Origin of the sequence: Fluviicola taffensis DSM 16823 (assembly GCF_943372375.1) — a bacterium.
Classification (GTDB): Bacteria; Bacteroidota; Bacteroidia; order Flavobacteriales_D; family Crocinitomicaceae; genus Fluviicola; species Fluviicola taffensis_A.
The window spans coordinates 428,427-448,708 of the sequence record NZ_CALRYJ010000001.1 but is presented as its reverse complement, the minus strand read 5'-3'; the positions used below and the strand labels follow the sequence as shown (position 1 = coordinate 448,708).

The 20,282-nt window shown below is 40.0% G+C and carries 16 protein-coding genes; 10 read left to right on the top strand and 6 right to left on the bottom strand.

What is annotated here, in order from left to right:
- From AAG807_RS01870 to AAG807_RS01850, 5 genes are all read right to left on the bottom strand, one after another.
- Complete coding sequence (locus tag AAG807_RS01870) at positions 1 to 339, bottom strand: YtxH domain-containing protein (protein WP_341900268.1); 339 nt, start codon at positions 337 to 339, stop codon at positions 1 to 3.
- A gap of 178 nt (positions 340 to 517) precedes the next feature.
- Positions 518 to 892 (bottom strand): GxxExxY protein, encoded by a 375-nt coding sequence (locus AAG807_RS01865; RefSeq protein ID WP_341900266.1) that lies wholly within the window; start codon positions 890 to 892, stop codon positions 518 to 520.
- A gap of 122 nt (positions 893 to 1,014) precedes the next feature.
- Positions 1,015 to 1,455 (bottom strand): Lrp/AsnC family transcriptional regulator, encoded by a 441-nt coding sequence (locus AAG807_RS01860; RefSeq protein WP_341900265.1) that lies wholly within the window; start codon positions 1,453 to 1,455, stop codon positions 1,015 to 1,017.
- Between the two features lie 465 nt (positions 1,456 to 1,920).
- Entirely contained in the window at positions 1,921 to 3,111 is a 1,191-nt protein-coding gene (locus AAG807_RS01855; protein WP_341900264.1) for an acyltransferase, read from the bottom strand.
- A gap of 72 nt (positions 3,112 to 3,183) precedes the next feature.
- Positions 3,184 to 4,962, bottom strand: a complete 1,779-nt coding sequence (locus AAG807_RS01850) for a UvrD-helicase domain-containing protein (protein WP_341900262.1) — start codon at positions 4,960 to 4,962, stop codon at positions 3,184 to 3,186.
- 319 nt (positions 4,963 to 5,281) lie between these two features.
- Here AAG807_RS01850 and cysS point away from each other — a divergent pair, with 319 nt between their 5' ends.
- The 7 genes from cysS to AAG807_RS01815 all read left to right on the top strand — a co-directional run bounded on the left by cysS (position 5,282) and on the right by AAG807_RS01815 (position 15,048).
- Complete coding sequence (gene cysS / locus AAG807_RS01845; RefSeq protein WP_341900260.1) at positions 5,282 to 6,757, top strand: cysteine--tRNA ligase; 1,476 nt, start codon at positions 5,282 to 5,284, stop codon at positions 6,755 to 6,757.
- Positions 6,758 to 6,857: 100 nt separating this feature from the next.
- On the top strand, positions 6,858 to 7,247 hold the full coding sequence (gene rnpA / locus AAG807_RS01840; protein ID WP_341900258.1) for a ribonuclease P protein component: 390 nt from the start codon (positions 6,858 to 6,860) through the stop codon (positions 7,245 to 7,247).
- 516 nt (positions 7,248 to 7,763) lie between these two features.
- On the top strand, positions 7,764 to 9,404 hold the full coding sequence (locus AAG807_RS01835; protein WP_341900256.1) for a S41 family peptidase: 1,641 nt from the start codon (positions 7,764 to 7,766) through the stop codon (positions 9,402 to 9,404).
- A 28-nt stretch (positions 9,405 to 9,432) separates the two neighbouring features.
- Positions 9,433 to 11,001: an O-antigen ligase family protein gene (locus AAG807_RS01830; protein WP_341900254.1), complete on the top strand. Its 1,569-nt coding sequence runs from the start codon at positions 9,433 to 9,435 to the stop codon at positions 10,999 to 11,001.
- 191 nt (positions 11,002 to 11,192) lie between these two features.
- Positions 11,193 to 12,542, top strand: coding sequence for a magnesium transporter (mgtE, locus tag AAG807_RS01825; RefSeq protein WP_341900252.1), 1,350 nt, complete (start codon positions 11,193 to 11,195; stop codon positions 12,540 to 12,542).
- A 313-nt stretch (positions 12,543 to 12,855) separates the two neighbouring features.
- On the top strand, positions 12,856 to 13,416 hold the full coding sequence (locus AAG807_RS01820) for a fasciclin domain-containing protein (protein WP_341900250.1): 561 nt from the start codon (positions 12,856 to 12,858) through the stop codon (positions 13,414 to 13,416).
- Positions 13,417 to 13,722: 306 nt separating this feature from the next.
- Positions 13,723 to 15,048, top strand: coding sequence for a DEAD/DEAH box helicase (locus AAG807_RS01815; protein WP_341900249.1), 1,326 nt, complete (start codon positions 13,723 to 13,725; stop codon positions 15,046 to 15,048).
- Positions 15,049 to 15,050: 2 nt separating this feature from the next.
- On the opposite strand, the gene AAG807_RS01810 is transcribed toward AAG807_RS01815, so the two are convergent.
- Positions 15,051 to 16,115 carry an acyltransferase gene (locus tag AAG807_RS01810; RefSeq protein WP_341900247.1) on the bottom strand — a complete coding sequence of 355 codons (1,065 nt, stop codon included), beginning with the start codon at positions 16,113 to 16,115 and terminating at the stop codon, positions 15,051 to 15,053.
- A 96-nt stretch (positions 16,116 to 16,211) separates the two neighbouring features.
- Here AAG807_RS01810 and AAG807_RS01805 point away from each other — a divergent pair, with 96 nt between their 5' ends.
- Genes AAG807_RS01805 through AAG807_RS01795 form a run of 3 tightly spaced genes read left to right on the top strand, consistent with a single transcriptional unit; the run spans position 16,212 to position 20,206 of the window.
- Complete coding sequence (locus AAG807_RS01805) at positions 16,212 to 17,828, top strand: HAMP domain-containing sensor histidine kinase (RefSeq protein ID WP_341900245.1); 1,617 nt, start codon at positions 16,212 to 16,214, stop codon at positions 17,826 to 17,828.
- Positions 17,829 to 17,830: 2 nt separating this feature from the next.
- Positions 17,831 to 18,523 (top strand): response regulator transcription factor, encoded by a 693-nt coding sequence (locus tag AAG807_RS01800; RefSeq protein ID WP_341900244.1) that lies wholly within the window; start codon positions 17,831 to 17,833, stop codon positions 18,521 to 18,523.
- Positions 18,524 to 18,574: 51 nt separating this feature from the next.
- Positions 18,575 to 20,206, top strand: coding sequence for an OmpA family protein (locus AAG807_RS01795; protein WP_341900242.1), 1,632 nt, complete (start codon positions 18,575 to 18,577; stop codon positions 20,204 to 20,206).
- The last annotated feature ends 76 nt before the right edge of the window (positions 20,207 to 20,282 follow it).

Sequence of the window (20,282 nt, the reverse complement as noted above, 5' to 3'; positions counted from 1 at the left end):
TTATTTAGCTGTTGCGGCGGCTTTTTTAGCTCCTTTTTTCAAAAGTTCCAATTTGTCTTCTAAAAGTGAGATCAATTCATCTTTTTCATGGATTCCACTTGAAATGGCGTTATCCAGAAATTCACTGATGTCTTCACCTGCATTTTCTGCTTTACGATGCAACAATTCAGCTAATTCGTGATATTTATCCAATAAACCATCTTTCCCCTTACCCAAATTGTCTTTTAACTTTTGACGGGTTGCGGATCCTTTATCCGGGGCTAACAAAATTCCGACTCCTGCTCCGATTACTGCACCTGCTAGAAGTGCGATAATAATATTTCCTGTGCTACTTGACATGATATTTTGTTTTATGTGTTCTTAATAAATTTAACCAAAAAATCGAGTTTGCTGAAGATAGGGGAGATCTTTTAACGTTAATTCTGAGTTTCAAAAGGGTTTGGCCACGAATTTACGAATCCTTTGCTCGGCTAACGCGCTCGCTAAATATCCATTTCGTAATGTAAGTTGCACTTTTTTAAAGTACAAACCGTTTGTATTTTAGACTGTCTTCATTGAAATTAACCAATAATCCAAGTGGCAGATCAGAAACTGCGAGATAGTTAATGACTTGTGCAAAATGAGATCTTGTAAGTTGGGCGGTAGATTTTACCTCCAGAATAATGGAATCAAAAACGACGAAATCCGCGTAAAAATGATGAGGTAGAATAATGTCCTTATAATGAACCTTGAATTCCTGTTCTCGAGTGAATTGGATTTTCTCTCGTTTGAACTCATATTCCAAAGCGTCTTTATAAACTATTTCGGAGAAACCATGCCCTAAATTTTGATGGACTTCCATGCATAAACCTATAATTTCATAGGCTTCACTTTTTAATACTAATTGCTTCATTTACTTTAAGATAGCAAAAAAGTTCATTTCAAAAAATTGGAAAAGCGTTAAAATAGTTCAAATAAACAAAAATAAGCGAGCGCGTTAGCCGAGCTGAAATTTGTGAATTCGTGGCGAGTCTGTTACTTCAACTCAGACATGACGAAGCTACTGTTCACCTGCCCGATATGCGGAATGCGTGCCAGCTGGTTCTTCAGGAAATCCTGGTACACTTCCATATTCGCCACTTCAATCGTTAGCATGTAATCCGTTGCACCTGCCACATGATAGGCATGACTCACTTCCGGTAATTCCTTGATGGCATTTTCAAACACGTCAATTCCTTCCTTTTCATGACTTTTCAAGCTCACCTGACAAACCACTTTCAGATCTTTCCCGATTGCCTTTCGATTGATAAGCGCGGTATATCCTTGAATGACACCAACGCGTTCCAGGCGCTTGATCCGCTCGAAGGTCGGAGTGACCGATAATCCGATTTTATTGGCCACTTCTTTATTATTCATCTTTCCGTTCGATTGGAGCAGTGTAATGATTTGTTGATCAATGGAATCCAATGCAGACATAGCTTTTGTTTTAGAAAAATATTCTGGTTTGAGTTGCCAAACGGGTATAAAACAGAATATGTAAATTGTATTTCATGAAAATAAGGAATAATATTCTACGATTGATTCAACTGGCAAAATTTGTTTTTACTTAGTGGACGTCAAAACGATTATAAATTCGGAATCTGAAAGATTTAGTTGGATTGATATACGTGATAAGATAGGAAACTGTTAAAAAATTTCGTTTTTGATCGAGCGGATGATTGATATTGAGCAAGATGTGGTTTTGCAGCAATTTATTTCACAAACGATTAAACAACGTTTTATAATATTTCTCCGTCATAGATAGAGAAAGTGGGAGTTGATTGATTTATTACAAAACAAGAACCCCAACGCTTACGCTGAAGCTACAGCGAAGGCGCATAGACACCACAGTCTAAATTACTACTGCAATGCCCGGTTGACGAAAATTCGACCGGGATTTTTTTATTCTGTACCATCACCTTTTGTAATGAATCTCCCCATTTTCTCAGAGAACCGAATGCCGGCTTTATCGACAAATTGATAGTAGAAATGCGAGACGAGAAAAGACACAGCCATGGATGCAAGGAATGAAATCAAAAAGGGAACGAAATAGGTTCCCGGTTTCCATAATTGTAGAAAAATGAAACATCCCAGTGAGCACATGACAGCCAAATGCAGTAAATAGAAGGAAAAGGAGATCTTTCCAAGATACAAGAAGGGTTTGATTGAAAAGAAACGTATGAAATTTCTATCGAAACAGATGACAAACAGGATGCAAAAAGCTCCCAATACATGGAAAAGATCATAACTGTTAGTGCAGCTCCATGCCAAAGGTTTCCAGATACTTTGCTCGGTGAAGAATCCTTGGGGGTAGGAACTGAAATAAACTCCCGTAATCAGAAGAACCAGTTTGATACTGATCCCTTTCCAGCCTTTTGGAAACGAAAAGCCATCTACGAAAAGCTTACTGATCAATGATCCGAGTATGAAAGCAGCATAGAATTTCTTGTCAGTACAAAGGATTACCGCCGCGACAAGAATATGAAGAAGAATCGTCTTTTTATTATTCCCCATCAATGCTAGAAAGGAAAACAGTAATAGAGAACCCAGGAATTCAATGGTCATGGTCCAAAGCACCGCATTGTATCGGTTGTCATTATTTAAAAAGACATCCAGGAAGATATTCTTCAGGACATCTCCCAAACCTTTCATATCGCTATACAAACCTTGGAACCAATCCTGCGATTTGGTGATCTCACCGACATGTTGGTGTGAGAAAAGTCCGAATAGATGGAGCAGGTAACAGATCACAACCGATCCGGCCACCGGAAGAAGCAATCTGAAATAGCGTTTGGCGGCATATTCCGTCAAGAGTTTGCGGCTTCCCGATTGATGAAACTTATAACTGAGTACAAAACCACTTAATACGAAGAAGATCGAAACTGCGAAACCGCCGTTAAAGAAGATGTTGAGCGGTGTTTTTGCAATCAGCATTTCCGCTCCGCCGTTTCCCAAATGGATTTTCTCCGGATTCAGATAATTGATGGCAGGAAAGAACCCCAACCCGAAATGGTGCAGCACCACTATCATCATAGCTACCCCGCGAACGCCATCCAGGAAACCCAGACTATGCTTTTTAGATTCGATACTCATGCGGGACTAAAGTAGGAATAAAATGGGTTGGGAGTTCCAATCAGTGATTATCACACAGGAGTTAACTGATCGTTATTTTTCCAGATTCAATTTGGAGATGCGAGAACGAATGGCACCGTTTGTTCTTCCAAAATGGGTAGATAGGTTTTTTATACTCATACCTTCTATAAACATTTCGGAGAGTTGAATGTCGAACTCGTCTGTCCAGGGTTTGTATGCATCTTTATGTCTGGTTCTAAATTCTTCTACAGAATAACTTTTTGGAGGAGGAACCTTCGAATTGGTTATTTCTTTAGTGACAATTTCAGCCTGATCTCCGAACTCAGGTTCAACCTCTAATAGGTGGATTGTTTCTGAATTTTCAGTTATTTGAAATGAAGTCGGAATCAAAAGTGCGGGAATTGATAATTTGTTCTTAGTACGTGTAATAGCAACATATAGCAAATTTATTTCTTCGTTTAGTTTGGTGTAGTCCAGATTTGCTTTTTTTAGTTCGACAGCAGCTTTCTTTATTTTTTCTTCTGTAATGAAATCGTTTGCCAATTCAATCGAATCATATTCCATTCCCTTGCAGCGATGAACAGTCGAGAAAATCATTTCAGCCTGTTCTTTATCATCATGATTTAAGTGTTTTTCCTTGATAGTTTTAATAATTTCCGGAATTTCGTTTCCATATTCTTTCACTATTTCCACCATCATTCCAAGCTCAAGGTCTTCCGTTTTCGAAATATACCCTTCCAATTCTTGTATCGATTGCATTTCCTGGATTAGCTTATCTCGAATTAATCTCCGTTTGTTGTTGTACAAATTCAAAACATCGTAAAGAGATGCCCCATCTTCTGCGTAAGTATAGGAATTGAAATTTCCTTCGAAATAGATGTTTTGAACCTGTTTATTTTTTGTTACGAACTCGATGGCCTTTAAAAGCAAGCCCAAATTTGTACGTGCAATGATAGCTTTAGATTTTAATTCCTTATTTTTTGCACTTCCAATAATGGTCAGATTGACCTTTAAATCCAAATATTTCTTCCAATTCAATACAGATAGCGCCAAATCTGCAATTTCTTGATTGAAACGAAAGCTATTAGAAAGAAAATAAGTTTGGTAATCTGCCTTCTCCAAAGAATTGACTGCAAAGCGCCAACTATAGATCTGTTGATGTGTATCCCCAACAATCACTTTTACAGCTTCCTGATTGAAGAAAACTTCCAGCATGGCTGCAGAAGCGTCTTGACCTTCGTCAAAAAGAATATAGTCATAAGCGAGTTTAGGATTTGATAATTGAAATTTCTTCAGATAAAAATCGTGAGTAATATCCATTTTACCCTGCTCCATTTTTTCAAATAATTCCTTCGTATTCTTTAAGATATAGGAATAATGAAGTTTAACAAATGCTTTCGCCTTAAAACCGGTAACAATTTCCAGGTAATCCAAATCTTCAAAGGTTCGTTTATCACTATTGCAGAAGTAGGAAAAGTATTTCTTGATATGATTTGCCAGAACAAATTCAGAATGCTTTTCTCCGTCACCAATGAGTGCCAGGATCTTGGCAATCTCATGAATTTTATAACCTTGTGCATTAATTCGATAAGGACTATTCATCACAATATGCCGATAAGCGAGGGAATGGGCTGTTTCAACGGTTACATTTTTGAGACCTTGCTGTTGGAATTTTCTCTTTGCGTCCAATTTCACTGATCTGTTGAATGCCAGGTAAAGAATTTTGCTTTTAGCAGGTTTGCTTTTAGCATACTCGATAATCGTAGTGGTCTTCCCGGATCCGGCAACAGCATTGATTTTCATGTTTCCGGATCCACTTAAAATTTCTTTTTGTTCTGAAGTTAATTTCATAAAAGCGAATAGTTTAAAAAATGAGGTTTAAAGGCAAGAAAAGACCTTTTCCTTATTTAAGTTCAGAATTATTTTGGAGAAAATCAAGAAATTATTTTGTTGATTATCAATCCGAACAATGAAATTTCTTATCCGGTAACTCTTTAAATCTGAAACTAGAATACTTCATAGCTCCATGACTTTTTTAATTGCTTTTAACAAATCAAAACCTTCAATAACTAAGTGCTGGAGGTGACGGAGCTCCTCTTATTCATTCTCCATTTTCAATTCTCCTAATTCTCCCTATCTTCGCACTACAAAATCTTTTGAATACATACACATGAATCCCAATACTCCCTTGTTGATTTACAACAGCCTTTCTGGTGAAAAAGAAGTGTTTAAGCCCATAATCGCCGGTAAGGTGGGAATGTATGTCTGTGGACCTACGCTTTATAGCGAGCCGCACATGGGGAACATGCGTACCTTCATCAATTTCGATTTGATTTACCGCTACTTGCTCTATTTGGGTTACCAGGTGAAGTATGTGCGCAACATTACGGACGCCGGGCATATTACGAATTCGGCTGGTGAAGCGGTTGATTCGATTGGAAAAGCTGCACGTGTGGAGCAAGTTCAATCCTTGGAGATCGTGTACAAATACAACGTGAAATTCCAGGATTTGCAACGCATATACAACTTGTTGCCTCCGTCCATTGAGCCTACAGCTACCGGACATATTCAGGAGCAAATCGAAGTGATTGAGAAAATCATCGAGAACGGATTCGCTTACGTGGTGAACGGATCGGTATATTTTGATGTGCGCGCTTACGGAGAGAAATTCGAATATGGAATCCTGAGCGGTCGGAAAGTAGATGAATTGGCGGAAGAAACCCGCGAATTGAATGCACAGGATGAAAAACGCTTCTTCGCAGATTTCGCCTTGTGGAAAAAGGCAAATCCGGACGATATGCAGATCTGGCGCTCACCGTGGGGCGATGGAAACCCGGGTTGGCACATCGAATGTACTGCCATGAGCACGAAATATTTGGGAGATCAGTTTGATATTCACGGAGGTGGATTGGATCTGAAATTCCCGCATCACGAGGATGAAATTGCACAAAGTTGCGGTTCTGCAGGCGTAAGTCCCGCAAATTACTGGATGCATGCAAACATGTTGAACGTGAACGGACAGAAAATGTCCAAATCCCTGGGGAATTACTTCTTGCCAAAGGAAATCGTGGATGGAACGACGGAGGTGTTTGACAAACCGTATTCGCCACAAGTGATCCGTTTTTGCATGATGCAGGCGCATTACCGCAGTACCCTGGATTTCACACCGGATTCGTTGAACGCAGCAGAAAAAGGATTTACGCGTCTATCTGAAGCATACGGGAAACTAGGTTCTTTGGAAACGGCAGATACTTCTTCCCAGAATGTTCAAGCGCTGGTAGATTCATTATATAAAGCAATGAACGACGATTTCAATGCACCGATGCTGGTAGCAGGGTTGTTTGAAGCGGTGAAATACATCAATACTGTTTCGGAAGGGAAAGCAACAATCACTTCAGGTGATTTGGAATTGTTGACCAAGGAATTCACCGGATTCGTATTCGATGTTCTCGGTTTGACCATTGAAAAAAGTTCTGCAGGTTCAGATGGCGCTTTGACGGCGGCAATGGATTTGGTATTGGATATGCGTAAATCGGCACGTGAAAACAAGGATTGGAGCACATCAGATAAAATCAGAGACCGTTTGGCAGAAGCTGGAATTGTTGTGAAAGACGGCAAGGATGGCGTGACCTGGACGGTTAAATAGAGGATTCATGTCTCCCCTTGAGGGGAGAACAAGAGGGGTGGCCATCCCCCTTTGTCCCCCTTCGAAGGGGGAGATTGGTTAGGTCCTCCCAAGTAACAATATGAGTGAGAATTTCGGAAAAGCATACAAACTCTGCAGTCGGAAAACGATTGACTTTCTCTTTAACGAGGGAAAGCAGCTGCGTGCGTTTCCGTTAAAGGTGTATTATTCCGAAAGCGAATCGGTGGAAAAGGTTCCTTTTCAAGTCGTACTTTCTGCTCCAAAACGTCAGTTTAAAAGGGCGCATGACCGCAATTATGTGAAGCGTTTGATGAAAGAGGTTTTGCGCAAAGAGAAACAACCCCTGGAAGATGTATTGAATGAATCCGGAAAGCAATTGTCACTCTTCATCATTTATACCAACAAGGAAGTCTTGACTTATCAGGAGTTGGAAAAATCTGTGCGGAAACTGCTAGTGAAACTCATTGCTGAATTGAAAGGCGAAGCTTAATCAGACTATCCATAATAATCCTAGGTGTTTTTCTCCTACAGATTCACAAATTAAAAGCGAGCTTATCAGTCTCGCATGTCATAAAGTGGCATTTAGTCTACATAAACTAGAACTTTCGGTAAGGATAATTCTTTTTATTAAAATGCTTGTTTTTGAAATCCACAATTAAACCAACTCCAATAAGACATTGAGATAATTAGGCTTCCTAAGTTCGATATAATGATTGGAAAAAGACGGGTTGCTGATGCGGCCGGTAGGCGCATCTAACTTATCTGTGCATCAGTGGGAAAACAAATGTATTGCTACAAATGTGCGGGCTTATGATAAATCTAGGGTTGTTTGTTTATTTTACGATTCGTCAAAAAACCTAAAAAAACCAATCCTTTTCCCAATCTTTCGGTATTTTTACCTCCTTAGACACCATTTTACGGAATGGTTTTTGAAAGACATCACACTAGAAAAAGCGAAGCTTTTGATGAAAATCAAGTGGTAGCGCAGTTAAAGAAATTTAAAAATATGAAGCAATTCTTGCATGTTTTCGCCTTGGTAAGCATCCTTATCGGGTTCAGTTCTCCACTAAAAGCACAGTCTAACGGATTTGAGGAAATTAAATCCATGGAATTGATGGATCTCATTTTCCAGCAATTGGAAACCAACTATGTGGATGAGATCAAGCCGGGAGAAATGAGTAAAACGGCTATTGATGCCATGTTGAAACAATTGGATCCGTACACGGTTTATTACCATGAATCAAACATGGAAGATTACCGCATGATGACAACCGGACAATACGGTGGAATCGGTGCGTTGATTCGGAAAATGGGCGATTACACCTTTATTGCAGAACCTTACGAAGGAAAACCGGCACAAACATCCGGAGCAATGGCCGGAGATAAGATTCTTTCCATTGACGGAAAAGATATGAAGGGCAAACCGAGTGATGAGGTTTCAGATGCCTTGCGCGGACCGAAAGGTTCCACGATTCAATTGAAAGTGGATCGTGCCGGACAGGAAAAAACAATCTCCATCACACGTGATGAAATCAAATTGGCGGATGTTCCGTATTTCGGAATGCTGAACAATGGAACTACCGGATACATCAAATTGAATAGCTTTACGCAAACCGCTTCTGCTGAAGTGATTTCAGCTTACGGAAAATTGAAACAACAAGGAATGACTTCGTTGGTGTTGGATTTGCGCGGAAATGGCGGTGGTTTATTGATTGAAGCAGTAAAAATTGTGAATGTCTTTGTGAAAAAGGGACAGACAGTTGTGACAACCAAAGGACGTATTCCGGAAGAAAACAGAACCTATGCAACATCTGCGGATCCTTTGGATCTGACGATTCCATTAGTTGTCTTGGTGGATGGAGGTTCGGCTTCAGCATCCGAAATTGTTTCGGGAAGCTTGCAGGATTTGGATCGTGCAGTGATTATCGGAGAGAATTCCTATGGAAAAGGGTTGGTTCAACGCACGTTTGATCTGAAATACGGTTCGAAAATCAAATTGACAATCTCTAAATATTATACACCATCCGGTCGTTGTGTGCAACGTTTGGAATACTACGATAAAGAATTGGATGATAAACCTAAAGCTATCGCAGATTCCTTGTTGAAATCATTTACAACTGCAAACGGGCGAAAAGTGATTGATGGAAGAGGGATCGAACCGGATATCGTTGTGGAGAAAGGTGATTATTCGCGTTTGCTATTGATGTTGGTTAGCAATAACGTTATCTTCAATTACGCAACGGATTACAAGCGTTCACACGAAACAATCGGTCCGGCAAAGACTTTCCAATTAAGTACGGAAGACTATGCAGCATTCAAAGCTTATGCATTGAAACAGGAATTTACCTATTCGACAGCGTCCGAGGAACAATTGGAGCGCATGAAGAAAACGGCTGAGGACGAAGGTTATTTTGAGGACATTAAATCCGACTACGAACAGTTATTGTCGAAAGTGACTCCATCAAAGGAACGGGATTTGGATAAATTCAAGGAAGAGATTAATGACATTTTATCCAGCGAGATCGTATCGCGTTACTATTATCAGAATGGTCGCGCAGAACAAGCGTTCCAATTCGATAAAGATGTTCAAAAAGCAGTTGAAGTTCTATCCGATACCAAAAAGCTAAATACTATTCTTGGAAAATAAGCGTTATCGATTCATATAGCGATTACTTATGCTGGATAGACTGACCGGTAAGCCCGTTCATTATTATATTCAATTGGTTGCAATGATGGGAATTGCAGCTGGATTGCCTTTTAGCAAAATTCCCCTTTCAATTGGAATGATGCTTTTAGGGCTGAATGTCATTTTGCTCTGGGATTGGAAAACCGTCTGGAAAAATTGGAGTTCCAACAAATGGCTGTGGCTCTTGTTTGCCTATTTCGCAATCGAACTCCTTTCCGTCTGGTGGTCGGCAAACAAAGCGGAAGCGTGGGATGTTATTCGCAGGGAACTAACGCTTTATGTAATTCCACTTACCATCGTAGCGATTCCTTTAACTGCCTTCAAACATTACAAATGGGTTGCTTTAAGCTTTTTGGCGGCTGTTTTCCTCACCAGTTTTATCAATGTAGGAACCTACTTTCATTGGTGGGGATCCAAAATCTACGATGATATCCGAAGCCTTTCATTATTTGTCTCGCATTTGCGTTATGCAATGATGATCATACTTGCGGTGGTATTTTGCGCAGCATGGTGGATCCGGAAGTTTCCATATCGTTGGATCGCAGCGTTATTGGCAATCTGGTTCATTTTTTATACCATTCTTTCTCAAATTGGAATGGGAATGTTTACACTTTCCGGTGTGATCTTGATGATGTTTTGGTTTAAAGTGAAATCCATTCGAATTCGTTGGATAAAAAGAACTTTTATTGCTTCATTCAGCGCTTGTGTTCTGTTCGTTGGAATCTTCCTTTATGTGAAACTTCAACCCATTCCCCAAAAAGTGAAAATCAGCGTTGCCAATTATGGAACCAGGTCCGTGAATGGGAACCTCTATACCTTCGATTTGATGGACAGCATCAATTGGGAAAATGGATATCCCGTTCAGGCTTTCGTTGCAGAAGGAGAATTGAGAAACGAATGGTCAAAATGTTCCAAAGTGAATTATGATACCGGTGTGGATCTGAAAGGAAATCCGGTTCGGGATATTTTATGGAGATACATGACCTCCAAAGGATTGAGAAAAGATTCGGTTGATTTTCAAAAGATGAGCAAACAGGATATTCGAAATGTCGAACGTGGATTCGCTTCGGTGGAGATGGCAAAAGGTGGAATCTCTGCTCAGATATACCGCATGCGTGGTCAATTGAATGATGCTGAAAATCCAAATGGAAAATCACTTTTGGAAAAAATAGAATCTTTGAAGGCAGGAATCACCATTATAAAAGGACATCCGGTCAGTGGAGTCGGAGTTGGGGATCTGAAAGCATCTTTTGCACAAGCCTATGAATCGAATCATTCAAAACTCACCATTGAAAATCAGCATTTGACACACAATCAATTTCTGACCACTTGGATCGCCGGCGGAATGTTTTGTTTTATTGCTTTTATCAGTTTGTGGATTGCCCAGTTTACTACTGCGTTGAAAATTAATGCATTCGAATGGACTGGTTTCCTGGTGATCACCTTACTTTCTTATTTGATTGAGGACACTTTACAAACCCAAACGGGTGTGACATTTGTAGCTTTCTTTTTCGCCTTCTTCATTACGGGAAGGAAGATTTTGTATCCGAAAGATTAGTTCCCTCGTTCAAAAGCTTCAATCGTTCAACCGTTTAAATAATTGTGAATGGAACACTTTGAACTTTTTAAACTCATAAGCTGGCAAAACGTAGTCGAAGACAACCTTATTTAGATTTAATATTCATGTAACCGACAATTGGTTGGTTCTTGGGTTTTAAAGACTTACTTTTGCATCAAAATTGAGTATCCATGCGTTTCGAACTAACGAAAGAATTCTTAGAGCGCATCCGACAAGCCATCTCGTCGGAGGATGACCAATGGGTTAAACAGCACATTACAGACCTCCACTTTGCCGATATTGCTGATATCATGGATGAATTATCCATGGAGCAATCCAAGTATCTGTATTATCAGTTGGACGAAGAACTTCAGGCAGATGTTCTGATGGAGTTGGAGGAAGAGGTACGTGATCGTTTCCTGGGGACTTTGTCGTCCAAGGAAATGGCAGAGCAGCTGGAGAATTTGGATTCCGATGATGCCGCCGATATCCTGGGGGAACTTCCTGATGATAAGATCCAGGAGGTCATTTCTCAAATGGAGGATGACGAGGCTGCTGATGACATCGTTGATCTCTTGAATTACGATGAAGACACCGCCGGGGGACTCATGCAAAAGGAGTTTATCCAGGCTAGAGTGGACTGGCCGGTGAATCGCGCATTGGTTGAACTTCGAAGACAAGCAGAAGATGTGGAGCAGGTTTATACGATTTATGTGATCGATGACTTGAACAAGTTGGTCGGAGTACTTTCATTGAAAAGATTGCTTTTTGCGAGTCCGAAAACCCCGATTCGGGATCTATACGAAGGCAAGAATTTGATATTTGTCACTACCAGTGATTCTTCTGAAAAGGTTGCGAAAGTGATGGGAAAATACGATTTGGTTTCGGTACCGGTTGTTGACCTGCAAGGAAAATTGGTCGGACGCATTACCATCGATGATGTCGTGGACGTGATCAAGGAGGAAGCGGACAAGGATTTCCAATTGGCTTCGGGTATCTCGGAGAAAGTGGAATCCAATTCCAGTGTTTTTCGTATTTCACGAGCGCGTTTGCCTTGGTTGCTGATTGGAATGCTGGGTGGAATTTTGAGTGCACAAGTTATCTCGCGTTTTGAAACGAATATTACCCATCTTCCGGCTCTTGCCTTTTTTATTCCATTGATTACTGCGATGGGAGGAAATGTAGGAGTACAGTCTTCTGCAATCATCGTGCAATCGCTTGCCCGTGGCAATGACCCCTTTGATAGTATCTTTTCAAAAGTGGGGAAAGAAGCCATTGTCGGTTTGGTGAACGGTTTGCTTTGTTCCTCATTGATTTTCGGAATTTCTTACTTCTTCAATGATTACCGCTTGGCTTTGGTTGTCGGGATCTCACTATTTACCGTAACTATTTTCGCTGCCATCTTCGGAACAATGATTCCGTTGATCCTGAATCGCTATAAAATTGATCCTGCTCTGGCAACAGGTCCCTTCGTTACCACCACGAATGACGTATTGGGTCTGTTTATCTATTTCACAGTAGGTCTTTTATTGTTGAATTAGAAGAAAGTATCTATCATATCCCTCTTTTTCTTTTACCACAAATACACAAATTAAATGGCTCGGCTACCGCTCTCGCATGGATTGTGGATAAGCGCTACCGGTAGGAGCGCTAAAAATTTGCGCATTTGTGGGAAATATAGAATCACTTGTATTTATCGAACAAGATATAAAAACAATAAATTTTAGAACGTTGTTTTTTAGCCTTTTAAGGTCTATTAGTAAATAAATTTCAATTTTTTTTCACTTTCAAAAATCCAAAACTTTTTACTGGTCGTAACTGAGTCAAAATTATTTAATTCAAAACTTAACGATTATGAAAAAGGGTTTATTATCAATCGCATTAATTGCTACAACAGCAATCTTTTCTAACTCATTCGCTCAAGACAAAACGGTCATGGTTGGTGGAGAGTCTATGTATCCTGCAAAAAACATTATTGAGAATGCGGTTAATTCAAAAGATCACACAACTTTAGTAGCAGCAGTAAAAGCTGGTGGATTAGTTGAAACATTACAAGGAAAGGGTCCTTTCACCGTATTTGCACCTGTAAATGATGCATTCGAAAACCTTCCTGCCGGAACTGTAGAAACATTGTTGAAACCGGAAAATAAAGGAACATTGGTGAAAGTATTGACTTACCACGTTGTTGCCGGTAAAATGGACTTCAACACGATTGCAGCAGCAATTAAAAAAGGTGGAGGTAAAGCTGAAATGACAACTGTTGCCGGAGGTAAATTGTGGGCTATGATGAATGGTGATCACAACATTACATTGAAAGACGAAGCAGGAAACGTTGCAAACATCTCTACATACGATGTGTATCAATCAAATGGGGTGATTCATGTGATTGATAAAGTGTTGATGCCTAAAATGTAATTTCCACGGAGGCTGATCCTGAATCGAAAAAGAACTGGGAGTTACAGCGTCAACAACAATTCAGGATAAAGTACCAACCAACAAACTCATAGCAAGAGTTGAATCCGGACTCCCGACGATTTTGTCGGGACGTCCGGGTTTTTTGTTTTTATTCCACCACCGTATTTCTTTTCACTAGGATCGGACGAAATAAATCCTGTTTTTATCTACCAACCCCTCGATTTCTTGAAAAGCCAATTTTTCAGAAAGTGGAACCCATTCAAAGTATACACAAATGGATTGATTACCTTTGTGAAAATTTTCCGCATGACATTTCACGATTTAAATATCAAAAAACCAATACTTACTGCATTGGATGAGTTGGATTATACTACTCCAACAACTATTCAGTCGGCTGGATTTTCCGTGATGATGTCTGGAAAAGATGTGATTGGTTTAGCTCAAACCGGAACCGGGAAAACATTGGCTTATTTGCTTCCCACGCTTTCTCTGTGGAAGTTTTCCAAAGAACCGCATCCACAAATTCTGATTATAGTTCCGACTAGGGAGTTAGTTGTTCAGGTGGTGCGCGAGGTCGAAAAATTGACACCGCACATGAATGTTGCTGTCGGTGGCGTTTATGGTGGGGCAAATATCAATACACAAGCATCCATGGTTTTACAAGGATTGGATGTATTGGTTGGAACTCCTGGCCGTATATTTGACCTGCACGCAAATGGATCATTACAACTGAAGCATGTTAAAAAAGTGGTGATCGATGAGGTGGATGAAACACTGAACTTAGGTTTCAGACCACAGTTGATGCGTATTTTTGAGCTGCTTCCCGAAAAAAGACAGAATCTATTGTTTTCCGCAACGCTTTCAGAAGAAGTGGAAGCATTTCTTGAAGCCTATTTCGACAATCCGATTAAAATTGAAGCGGCGCGCGTAGGAACTCCTTTGGAAAAGATCAAACAGGAAGCGATTGCGGTTCCGAATTTCACTTCAAAGGTCAATTTGTTGAAACACCTGCTTGAAGAGCACAAGGATATGACCAAAGTGCTTGTATTCGTTTCTTCTCGCGTCTTAGCTGAAAAACTGTTTGAGGAATTGGAACCAATCTTCAGCGTTGAATTGGGAATTATTCACTCCCAAAAAGCTCAGAACTTCCGGTTTAATGCCGTGAACCATTTTCAGAGTGGGATTTACAAGGTATTAATTGCAACGGATTTGATCGCACGTGGTATTGATGTGACGGATGTGACACATGTCTTTAACTTCGATATTCCGGATAACCAGGAAAATTACATTCATCGAATCGGTAGAACAGGTCGTCAGGATAAGGAAGGTCATGCGATCAGCTTTGTGACGGAAAAGGACAGAGAATTATTTGCCCAGATTGAAGCGTTCATGAATAAAGAGGTGACAATTCAGGATTTTCCGGAGGAAGTGGAATTGTCCGAGTTGGTTTTGGATTTCGAAAAACCTCAGGTGGGGATGAAAACCCTGGTTAAAACACCAAAAGGTCAAGCCGGACCTGCATTTCACGAAAAGAAAGACAAAAACAAAAAAGTCAACGTTCGCTACAATCATAAGAAAGCCATGCAGGATAAATATGGCAAGCCAAAGAAAAAGGGAAATAAGAAGAAGTAATCTTATCCTTTTGATCGTTTAGTGAGTAAACGGCGCATCGGTTTTTCAAAAGACAAGTATACGATAGCCGAAAAAACTAGCAAAATCAGTACATAAAGCCAAAATAGTTTTGTCTCTTTTTTATCGGACATTGCTGGAATATATCGCTGACAAACTAACAGCACGATGAATTGAAAAATGTACACAGAATAGCTAATCTCTCCTAAAAATTGAAGTGGTTTCCAAGAAAGTATCGTCTTTACTTTTCCCTGTATTACTGAAACAGCTATTATAAAAAGTCCAAAATACAATGCCATATACCCGTTTTGTCTAAAACGTTCATGCGCTATTGTGTCACAATACATTCCCCATAGGAAATAGATCCCACTTAAAATAACAAGGACATAAATCTTCCTCCTCTGCAGGATAAGCCAAGATTGATTCCGTGCGAACAGAATTCCCGCGCAAATACCGATTAGGAATGTTGAGACATGCAATAATGGAAAATAATTCATGAAATAGCTGGGGGCATTTTCCGTCATTAACCATTGAATTGTCAGAATATTTAAACACCATGAAACAAGAGCTAAAATCAGTATGAATTTATTTTTGAGTCGTACAATATAGTAATAGATCCAAGGGAAAATGAAGTAAAAGAATACTTCAACAGACAGTGACCAGGCAGGAAAGTTAATGTCTAAAGCTATTTTGTATTTCCAAGATTGAAGTAGGAAAAGGGAGAAAAAATACTGATTGACCTGCCAAACGAGGGAAATACTTGGGTCGTATTCGAACCTGACTGCAAAAAAAAGAATAATGGATAAAAAATAAACCGGGTAAATGCGCGCGAAACGCCGCTTCCAAAATAATTTCTTTTCAATTTGATCGGGTAATTCGTTATTTTTCGCTTGCGATACCACCAATATAAAACCGGATAATACAAAAAAGTAGGTAATTCCGTTAATGAGATCACCCCCAAATTGGGAAATATGCTTTGTATTCATAGGCCAGCTAAACAACCCGAAATGAAGAATGACAATGGAGATACTAGCTAAAAATCGGGTAACGGTTAGTTGAGGGATTTGCATAGACCATTCTTTACCGCCGAAATTAACCATAAAATCCATCATAAAAAACGTTAAGTGAATCGTTAATTTTAACATTTCACCTACATTCGTTATTCTATGATTAAGATTCGGATCAATCTCGTAATTACAGCAGTATGGATAGCCATGCTTGCACTCTTGTTGATTCAAATCTTCCAAACCTTACAGCTATACGACCGAAAATCAGATGATTTCAAGAGTAAAGTCAACACAGCGCTGGAACGAATAGCCATTCGTTATGAGAAAGTAGAGGATTTGCGCAGGTATTCCAGCTTGATGAGCAAGGATGTTTCAGGCCAATACAGAGATGTTCTCCAAGAAGAATTCCAAAATTTATTCGAGGTGAAAGAATCCATTTCCATTCGCGATACAGTGTTGAATGTAAAGGGAAGATTGGAAAATTACCTGATTGTAACAGGAAATAGTTATGACTCGATTTCCGGATTATACTCCAAGCAGGAAGTTCTGGCCCGCGATGTAAGACAGATTCACGAATTATTCGATGGTGGCGGAACCAGTTTGTTCCATAAAGATTCCGTTCGGGCAGCCTACCATTTGGATCAGCGTGTGATGCACAAGATTGTCAAGAAAGCGAAATACATCAACGAATTGATGGTGGAAACATTTCGGGATAACATGTACCTGGATCCGGAAAAACGAATCAATCTGAAGATTTTGGATTCAATCATACGGAAAGAATTGGTAGCTGATAAATTACCCGATGACTTCAAATTCGTAATCGTAGAGGAAAACAACGAACCGGTCAAGTTCAAACAAGGTTTGGCGAACTACGATGAGAAGTTGGATACTGTAAAAACACAGGTAGCCATGCTGTTTCCAAATAAGATTTTGGAAGACAAGCTTTCATTGCATCTGAATTTTCCGAACAGCAAGTTCTTCGTTTTGAAGTCGATGGGAAGTTTGCTCATCGTGAGTCTGATACTTGCCATCTTGATTATTATCACCATTTCGTATATGTTCCGTACCATTTTGACTCAAAAGAAGTTGTATGAATTGAAAAATGATTTCATCTCGAATATGACACATGAGTTCAAGACGCCGATTTCAACAATTTCCCTGGCATGTGAAGCGATGCATGATCCTTCCATGATGGGTGGTCAAACGGAAACCGCTGCTCCATTTGTTAAGATGATCCAGGAGGAAAACAAGCGTTTGGGAGTATTGGTGGAATCCATTTTGCAAAGTGCGGTGATCGATCGCGGTGAATTGAAGGTACAGATGGAACAAGTTCCAGTAATTGAAGTCATTCAATCGGTGGCAAAAACTGCTTCTTTCCGGATTGCAGGATTGGATGGCGAATTGATTCTTCAAATGCCTAAGGAAGAGGTATTTATTGAGGCTGACCGGATGCACTTCACCAATATGGTGAACAATTTGGTTGATAATGCAGTCAAATACAGTAAGGACAAAATCCATGTGACGGTGAAACTGGAAGTTTTCGCAGATCGCTTGGAATTGTCCGTGATTGATAAAGGAATTGGAATAAAACGTGAACATATCTCGAAAATATTTGATAAATTGTACCGTGTTCCGACTGGGAACGTTCACAATGTGAAAGGTTTCGGTTTGGGATTGAGTTATGTGAAAGCACTCTCAGACATGTTCGGTTGGAGCCTTCACGTAACAAGTCAGGTAGGGGAAGGTTCAGAATTTCGTGTAACAATAAAAAGATAATTATGGGGAAGCAAAAATCAATTTTATTAGCAGAGGACGACGACAATTTAGGTCAATTATTGCAGACTTTTCTTAAAGCTAAAGGTTACCAGGTTGAGCTTGCTCGCAATGGAAAGCATGCATATGAAAAATACACGGACGGACATTTCGATTTCTGTATTTTTGATGTGATGATGCCTGAGATGGACGGCTTTACACTTGCAAAAGAAGTGCGATTGATCGATCCCAAGGTTCCAATCCTTTTCCTTACTGCAAAAGCGATGAAGGAAGATAAATTGGAAGGTTTTGAAAGTGGTGCGGATGATTACATGACAAAACCTTTCACCATGGAAGAGTTGTTGGCGCGTATCGAGGCAATTTTAAGACGCACAAGCCCTTCGGATAATGAAGAAAGCGAAATGCAACAGATCGGGACAATCCAATACGAGCCCGTTTCACGAATCCTTCATTTGAAGGAAGAAAACAAGAAGTTGACTACGAAAGAAGGTCAATTGCTTCACTTGTTGTGTAAAAACAGAAACGAAGTATTGGATAGACAAGCAGCTTTGCGTGCAATTTGGGGTGATGACAATTACTTCAATGGTCGTTCAATGGATGTATACATTGCAAAATTGCGGAAGCTTTTGAAGGAAGATGAACGCATTGAGATTTTGAACATCCACGGAAAAGGATTTAAATTGATTGTTCACGAATAAATTCTTAGAGCTATTGCTCAATTGGGGATAAAAACTATATTCGCTCCCGTGATGCGGAAAAGAAATCAAGAGACCCGTCCGCCATGGCAGATGGGTCTTTTTTCGTTTAGTAAAAAAACGGGCTTTTTACTGATACTTTTGGTATTTGGTAACCAGGCTCATGCACAAGAAGTATTTTCCATTTATTATCCGAGCGGTGATTATAAACTCCTGGAAGATAACAAGCAGGAAATCAATAAATACATCTTTTCGCACAACCTAAAGAAAATCGACAGTTTACAAGTCATCGGATTTGCTGATTCGACAGGTAAGAAGAGACTCAACTTCCGACTTTCAAAAAAACGTGCCGACAAGGTCAAGGATTTCCTCGAAGAGATCCTTCCTGCAAAAACCATCATTTCAAGCTTTGCCAGAGGAGAGGAGAATGCCCTTCGAAATCCCAATGAGAATCATAGAAGAGTGGAGATTCATTTGTTCTACGCAGGCAGACGATTGGTGGAGGACACGACTGAATTGTACGAATATTTTGGGAATACGAAAACCTGCTTTGTCCTTTCGGATTCAATCATGAAAAACTGCAACATCATCCGGTTCAATGATGGAAGGACGAATTACGTGGTTTTGGAAATGGAACCGCATCTCTTTTCCAAGAATCAGGTTTATTATACACTTACAAAAAACTCGCAATACGCAAAAATCGTCAAGTGGAAACTGGAACTAAGTGGTGAAGGATGGTGGAGACATGAGCGGTATCGGGCACGAATCAAGGAAGTGGATTTCGAGTCGTATGGGATTTTGACCAAGAAAGAAGTTCGGGAGGATTACAATGAATGCATGGTTTGTGATAAAGACATGAATGCTCCGTTGAAACTGAAGTCGGAACTCTTGCCTGAAGTCTATGTGATGCAAAATTTGCAACTGAGAAAGAAAACCCTGGAAGGAGAATATGTGCTCATTGTGCCACAGGATTATATTACACCGACAAGATCTTATTACTTGGACAGGAATTATGATCAGGAGATCAAATGGCGAACTAAGTTTGGAATTCGGAACAGACCCTATTTCTTTGCAACCGTCTCAGGGGATTATTTAAAGAACAAAGATTGGAATGTCTACTCCAATCGGTCTACCTGTATTTCGGCTGGTGATTCATTGAAGATCAATTATCCGCTGGACACCTTGAATCCACATCAATGTTTGCCTGAATCCAGAGGAGGATTGAATGCGTTGGAATACGGATTGGAAGCGAATTACTGGAATTATGATTCCCGGGCAGCGACTATTTCCGGGTATGCCCAATACACCGGAACCCGTTTTGAATACAGTGTCAATGTCGGAGTGGACTTGAAAGCCCGTATTTTGGCAATGGTGAAGACGGATTATTTATTTTTTTCCTATGACCCGTTCAAGCAGACATTTATCGGAAATTCGAATCGGTCCGTAATCCATGATTTTCACCCAACATTGGCTGCATATGTGGGAAGTAATCTATCTTTTCTAAGTGATCGTGGAAGTGCAGGATTGATTCATGCTGTTTATATTGGCGCCGCTTATAAGAACAATCCGTTTTCGTTCGCCTTTGACCGCTTTTACACAAATTTTGGAATCTGCACCAATTACCTCCATTCCGGTGGCTTGAACTTTTCATTGTATTTGCAAGTGGGAGTGAAGTTTAAAATCTAGGTCAGCAGCTTAAAGTCTAAATTTAGCAGTAGCGTAATAAAAAGACGAAAATTTAGTGCCGCTTTTAAAGCAAAAG